This is a genomic window from Sandarakinorhabdus cyanobacteriorum (assembly GCF_002251755.1).
Taxonomy (GTDB): Bacteria; Pseudomonadota; Alphaproteobacteria; order Sphingomonadales; family Sphingomonadaceae; genus Sandarakinorhabdus; species Sandarakinorhabdus cyanobacteriorum.
Genome location: NZ_NOXT01000019.1, coordinates 1 through 6954 on the forward strand (window position 1 = coordinate 1; position 6954 = coordinate 6954).

The window sequence follows — 6954 nt, forward strand, 5'->3', positions numbered from 1 at the left end:
CAACGCCCTGACAGGAAGGCTCATGAATAAGGCGGGTTAGATGGCTCATACGCCAACGTTTCAACAAGGTCTCTGGCCCCATTAAACGCGGGACGAAGTTGGAGGGTTGTGCCTGTCCCAAAAGCCCCGGGTGCAGGGTCTGCGACCCTGCCCGCCGGAGGCGCGTTTCCACTTCTGCGATAGCGCCACCGCCCCTGGCCTTCGCCGCGGCAGGCTCTTGGCCACGCGGATGGTGAGGGGGGGGTGTTTCAGGCTGTGCCGACGGCGTTGCCGTTGTTGGTGCACAGGGCGGCCAGGCTGATTTCGTCGAGGGGTGGCGCGACGCAATAGCCCTGGACGAGGTGGCAGCCGGCGGCCTGGGCGGCGGCGCGTTGCACATCGTCTTCCACGCCTTCGGCCACCACCGACAGGCCAAGCCGGCGGGCGGTGCTGATCATGGCGGTCACCACCAGCTTCTCGCGGTCGGTGCCGACCAGCCCTTGCGCAAAGCTGCGGTCCAGCTTGATCACGTCCACCGGCAGGCGGGCCAGCCGGGCGAGGCTGGAGTAGCCGGTGCCGAAATCATCCAGCGCCACCGTCACGCCATCGCGGCGCAGCAGGGCGAGGGTGGCGGCGGCGCCGTCCATATCGTCGATCACCGCGTCTTCCGTCACTTCCAGCACGAGGCGGCGGGGGGAAAGGCCGGCGCGGGCCAGATCGGTGGCCAGCGTATCGACAAAATCGGCATCGGCCAGATCGGCGGCGGTGACATTGATCGACAGTTTCAGGCCGGCCAGCGGCCCCGTCCAGGCGGCGGCGGCGGCGATGGCGCGGGCGCGGATGTGCCGGCCCAGCACCACGGCCAGTTCCACCGAGGCGGCGGTTTCCAGCAGGGTGGCGGCCGAAAGCCGGCCATGCACCGGATGATCCCAGCGCACCAGCGCCTCCACCCCTTCGATGCGGCCGGTTTCCAGCCGGGCCTGGGGCTGGAACAGCAGGGCGATATCGCCATCGCCGATGGCGCGATACAGGCCCGATTCCAGATCGGCCTGGCGGCGCAGCAGGGCGCCTTCGGCTTCGGCGGAAAAGCGGGCGACCGCGCCGGGTTCGCGCAGCCGGGCCTTGGCCAGCGCCAGGCTGGCTTCGCGCAGCAGGCCGTGGCCGCCATCTTCGCTGGCCGTGTTCATGGCCAGCCCGGCGCGGCCGGCCACATTGATCAGGCGATCATCAATGGCAAAGGGCCGCTGGAACGCCTGGACCAGCTGGCGGGCCAGATCGGTCATTGCCGTTTCGCCGCCATGGCCGGCCACGGCGAGGGCGAAATCAGAGCCGGACAGCCGGCCCAGCAGGCGCGATTCGCCGCGCTGGGCCGGACCATCGGCAAGCGGGCCAAGCCGGCGGGCGATGGCCACCAGCAGCCGATCGGCAACGTCGCGGCCGTGCAGCATGGAAATCTGGGCGAGCCGGGCAACGCCCAGCATGATCACCGCCACCGGCCGCCCGGCCACGACGGCCGCATCCAGCCAGTCCACCAGCCGCTCGCTGTCGGCCAGGCCGGTCAGCGTGTCGCCGGCCAGCACCGGGGCGCCGGGGGTGGCGGCCACCTTGGCCAGCCGGGCGGCGTGGCGATCGGCCAGCCGCAGGGCGTTGGCAAAGGCTTCGCCGCCAAAGGGGGAAACCAGCACGGATGTGGCGCCCGCGGCCAGGGCGGCCTGTGCCGCTTCGGCATCCCCGCGCGACAGCAGCACCAGCATGGCGCTGCGCTGGGCTTCCACCGGGCCGCCCAGCGCCTGGGCCACGGCCAGGCCGGCCGGCAGGGCGCCGCGCGCATCCACCACCACCACACGGGCCGGTTCCGCCGCAAAGCGCGCCGCGGCGGCCATGGGCGCCCGTTCCAGCCGGGGCGACAGGCCGGCCGCCTGCGCCATCGCTGCCAGATCATCGGCATAGCGAGGGGAAATGATCAACACAGGCTCATGATACGCAGCGGCCGTCACACGCACTCTCTATCCGAATGTCGTCGCGTGTCTGCCGGGTTGCCTGTGCCGCGCCGCCCTGTCCAGCCAAAATCACCGAAATGGCCGCCGGGGGCCCAATTTGGCTTGCGTTCCGCACAGTTGTTGCCACAGGCTGTTGCTATGTCGTCCACCGCTGCCGCCGTTTCGGCCGCCGATGCGGCCAAGAATCCAACGCGCCCGCTGGTCGATCCCTTCGGCCGCGCGATCAGCTATCTGCGGGTTTCGGTGACCGATCGCTGCGATTTCCGCTGTGTCTATTGCATGGCGGAAGACATGACCTTCCTGCCCAAATCAGAGGTGCTGAGCCTGGAGGAGATTGACCGGCTGGCCAGCGCCTTCATCCGGCGCGGCACCCGCAAGCTCAGGCTCACCGGCGGCGAACCGCTGGTGCGGCGCGGCATCGAGGATCTGGTGAAAAGCCTGGGCCGCCACCTGAAAAGCGGCGATCTGGACGAACTCACGCTCACCAGCAACGGCAGCCAGATGGCCCGCCACGCCGACAATCTGTTTGCCGCCGGCGTGCGCCGCGTGAACATCAGCCTGGATACGCTGGACGCCGATCGCTTTGCCCGGATCACGCGCTGGGGCCGCTTGCCGCAGGTGCTCGACGGCATTGCCGCCGCCCGTGCCGCCGGCCTGAAGGTGAAGCTGAACACCGTGGCGCTGGCGCATGAAAATGCCCATGAACTCATTGATCTGATGCAATTTGCGGCCCGCGGCGGCCATGATCTGACCTTCATTGAAACCATGCCTCTGGGCGAGATTGATCAGGACAGGGTTGATCAATATCTGCCGCTGTCCACCGTGCGCCGGCAGTTGGAACAGCGCTTCACGCTGACGGATCTGCCCCACCGCACCGGCGGGCCTGCCCGCTATGTCCGGGTGGAGGAACTGGGTCTGCAACTGGGCTTCATCACCCCCCTCACCCACAATTTCTGCGAAAGCTGCAACCGCGTCCGCCTCACCGCCACGGGGCAGCTCTACATGTGCCTGGGCCAGGATGATCAGGCCGATTTGCGCGCTGTCATTCGCCGCACCAGCAGCGATGCCGATCTGGATGCCGCGCTTGACGAGGCGATCGCGCGCAAGCCCAAGGGCCATGATTTCATGATCGATCGGCGCGGCGCCCGGCCCGCCGTTGCCCGGCACATGAGCCTGACTGGCGGCTGACATGCCGGTTATTCGGGGGGAAAAATGATGAAGCTCGCTCTGCTCGCGTCTGACAGCCATGTGGCCCGCGCCGCCGGCGACGCGCTGCGCACGCAATATGACTTCGTGCCGGTGCGTGATGCCGATGTGGTGGTGGCGCTGGGCGGCGACGGGTTCCTGCTGCACTGCCTGCACGAGGCCATGCAGTTGAAAGACCCCAAGCCGATGTTTGGCATGAACCGCGGCACGGTTGGCTTCATGATGAATGATTTCAGGGCAAAGGACCTGGTGGCACGGGTTGCCAGTGCCAAGACCTTCGTGCTGCACCCGCTGCAGATGACGGCGACCACGGCATCGGGGCGCAGCGTGTCCTACCCGGCGATCAACGAGGTGTCGCTGCTTCGCGAAACCCGCCAGGCCGCCAAGATCGGCATTGCCATCGACGGTAAGACCCGGATGGAGGAGTTGATCTGCGATGGTGTGCTGGTGTCCACGCCGGCCGGCTCCACCGCCTATAATCTCTCGGCCAACGGCCCCATCCTGCCGCTGGAAGCCGATCTGCTGGCGCTGACCCCCATTTCGCCGTTCCGCCCCCGGCGCTGGCGCGGCGCCCTGCTGCCAGCGGCGAGCCAGATCGAATTCGAAGTGCGCGAAGCCCGCAAGCGCCCGGTTTCGGCGGTGGCCGACCAGATGGAAGTGCGCGACGTGGCCCATGTCCGCATCGCAATGGACCGGAGCATCAGCCTGGAGCTGATGTTCGATCCGGAATATGCGCTTGATGACCGGATCAGCCTGGAACAATTCGCCAGCTGAATTTTTTGCCGCCAAACCCCTTGGCAAGCCCCGCGCCCCCCGCTAAGGGAGCGCTCCCACGCTGTTCCTCGGTAGCTCAGCGGTAGAGCCCTCGACTGTTAATCGAGTTGTCGCAGGTTCGAATCCTGCCCGGGGAGCCAGCGTGGGAAGGTCTCTTGACCATGGCGCTGCAAGACGCCGTCCCTCTTTTGACAGCATATTGGACATGGCTGGAGCCACAGCAGGCTTATCGCCGCGTGCGGGTGGACGGCTGGCTCCGAGCCGCATTGCATTGCGCCGACCCTCGGGCTCCATCTGCAACCATTGGCCGGCCAATCGGATTTCGTGCGTGGGCACCTGTTGATTAGAACCGCCAGCATAGAGAAGCGCCACCGAGGCGATACCAACTGGCGCGGCCCTGACCGGGATCACGATAACCAGCCGCAATCATCGGGATTGGCGTAGATGGCAATGGTGGCCGGGGACAGGCCAGAATGCGCAAGGGCGTCATCACATAAGGGCGACGTTACAGAAGCGCATGTGGGGCGAAGTCATCAAACGTCTTGAAGCGCCGGAATGGTCGACCCAAAGGCACCTCGGGCAACAAGTGCTGCGTACGACGTGGGCCCGACTGACTGTCGCACGAGCTGGTGCGCGTGGGCGTTCGCCACAGGTTCCGCAACCGGGTCAAGTTTGCCGAGCTTCACCGCTTCATAAAGCAAAATTGCCCAAGCCCGCGGAGGCATACCTCGGGCGAAATGGAAAATGCGCCCGTCACGCAACCCTGCACAGAAAAGCGCCACCAAAACGTCCCAATCGCCATCACGCTGTGTCCAGCGCGCGATATGGCCAAAAAGATAGGAGCAAGCGTCCCTCTCCGCATTCGAGATGGCGGGCTTGGCAAGGATGGCCGGCAGCACCCTTTGTACTGCGTGTATGATGAGCCTCCGGGCCCGCGCGGTCAGGTTGGGACCAACGAACCAGCGGCTCGCGCGGCTAAGCCGGAAAATCGCATCTTCATGGTCCCGGTGCAGCGCGGCCCAACCGACGATACGCGCTGCCGTGGCACGCGAAATGTCCGCCCGTTGGGATAGCGATTTGGTCAGGAAAACGGCCTCAGGCCGTCGCCAATTCCGGGCCAGCCACGCCTCGCACGCCTGAGAGACATGCGACCAAGACCCACCCGCGGCGAGCCAGGCCTTGTAGACGAACGTTGCTTCGAGCGCGGTTCCGTGTTGGCCGAGCCAATCCGCAACGTGCCGGGCCACCGCTTCGGTGCCACCACCGGCGCTGAGCCAGGCCTCGTAGACAAATGAGGCCTGAGACTCCGAAATGTTCGATTCGCTGGCCAACCATGCGTCGAGATAAGATCGCACGTCGGAGGCAGGCATTCCGCCGTTCAGCAGCGATACGATCAGGTGGTGGCTTTCCAGCAGGTGCGGTTCAGCCACCAAACGTTGTGTCACGCGGCTGCGGTAGATCTCTGGCTGGAAATCATGGGCGCAGCGCAATCCAATGCTGCTCCGCAAATTGTCGACAATCGATGGCAGAATGTCCGCCAGCGCCGCTTCGGCCAGGTCATGATCGACAATATTGCTGCCCTTTTTACCCGCCCATTCCGCAGCTCTGGCAATGGCCAAATATGCTTGGGATACTCCGAAAAGTCGGTTGCGCAGCGGCGGAGAGCCCGCAAGCAGCGGGATGAGTTCAGATGGAGGCAGCAGCCTGCTGGTGACAAACAGTGGAAATGATGACAGGAGCAGATCGTACCGATGCAGCATCAATCGATCGACAGCCGCTTGCCCGGACAGTCGGGCAAACACCGCATGACCGGCAAGGCGATCCAGGGCTGCCAGAGCGGTGAAAATCCGGTCTTCATCCAGCGCAAGTGCAAGCAATTCGTGCAGCCGGTCCTGCTCGCAGCCGGGCATTGCCATCAAGTGACGCGCAAGCATCGCATCGGCGAGCACATCGTGCGCTGCTGAAACGCCCTCTTGATCGACGTCGATCCAGCGATCAGCCAGGAGCACTTCGAAGAGGCGGTTGTGGAGGTTGGAGCGGCTGCGGAATATACTGGCACCAGCATTGGACATTGGCAGGCGCATCGCCAGATCAGCCAACACCTGCTGCACCGGTTCGCTCGCGAAGCGCTGCTCCACGCTCATCAAGCGTTGACCAACCCACGAGGAGAAGTCCTTGACGGCGACCAGATTCCCGAACTGCTCGGCAAAGCGATCAGGTGCCTCTCGGTAGAGGAAGACGGCAAACGCCGCCATCACTGGGAGCCCGGCACAACTCGCCGCAACATTGTCAGCCTCAGGAATCCGAGCTTCGGCCAGGATACGCGCCACCACCCAGTGCCGATAGCCTGGTGCATGTTCATGCCCGCCTGTCGAAATGACATCGGTCTCCATGCCGTAGAGTTGATCGACGACCGGTTGCGCCGCACGGTTTCGTGTCGAAGCGACAATGGAAATCTGATGTCCACCATCTTGCGCAAGCCGGAAAACAGCCTCCGGCAAAGTGTCGAGGGCGCGGAAACTCTCGGCATAGTCTATGAACAACAGCAATTTGGCTGAACTGGCATGACTGCGGCACAACATGGCGATGCCGTCCGCTGATGCAAAGCGATCAAGCCGCACCGGCCACCAGCCACGTTCACTAGCGGCGAGGCAAATCTCAATGGCCGTCCGGGTCTTGCCTACACCGCCGGGACCGCTGATCACCAAGGCGCGGCCGGGCCCAGTGATCAGTCGGTCGAGCGCCGCCGCTATCGGGTCTGGGCCCACGGCGCCGATGTCTGCGGCATAGGCGGCCGGCCCAAAATAGGACAGGTTCCTCCCTGACAGGAAGTTTTTGAAGCTTCCCGGTGATCCGAAGCTTGCTTCCACCTCGCCAAATCCGGGCGGAAAGCCGCCGAACCAGCGGTAGAACAGCGCCGGATAGCTTGCCGCCTTTCCGACAAGATCATCCCAGTAGCCCGGATTATTCACCGGCCGGGTGATTTCGGGTTGGC

4 protein-coding genes and 1 tRNA gene are annotated in these 6954 nt (G+C 65.0%); 3 read left to right on the forward strand and 2 right to left on the reverse strand.

The window, feature by feature from the left end; all coding sequences use genetic code 11:
- Positions 1-248: 248 nt before the first annotated feature.
- Positions 249-1946, reverse strand: a complete 1698-nt coding sequence (locus CHU93_RS00335) for a putative bifunctional diguanylate cyclase/phosphodiesterase (protein WP_133064241.1) — start codon at positions 1944-1946, stop codon at positions 249-251.
- 171 nt (positions 1947-2117) lie between these two features.
- On the opposite strand from CHU93_RS00335, the gene moaA reads away from it, so the two are divergent.
- From moaA to CHU93_RS00350, 3 genes are all read left to right on the forward strand, one after another.
- On the forward strand, positions 2118-3167 hold the full coding sequence (gene moaA, locus CHU93_RS00340) for a GTP 3',8-cyclase MoaA (RefSeq protein ID WP_094472243.1): 1050 nt from the start codon (positions 2118-2120) through the stop codon (positions 3165-3167).
- A gap of 27 nt (positions 3168-3194) precedes the next feature.
- Positions 3195-3959, forward strand: coding sequence for an NAD kinase (locus CHU93_RS00345; protein ID WP_094472245.1), 765 nt, complete (start codon positions 3195-3197; stop codon positions 3957-3959).
- A 65-nt stretch (positions 3960-4024) separates the two neighbouring features.
- Positions 4025-4099: transfer RNA gene (locus CHU93_RS00350), tRNA-Asn, on the forward strand.
- Between the two features lie 393 nt (positions 4100-4492).
- On the opposite strand, the gene CHU93_RS17410 is transcribed toward CHU93_RS00350, so the two are convergent.
- The coding region (locus CHU93_RS17410) for an ATP-binding protein (protein ID WP_165768532.1) at positions 4493-6954 on the reverse strand (2462 nt) is incomplete at its 5' end.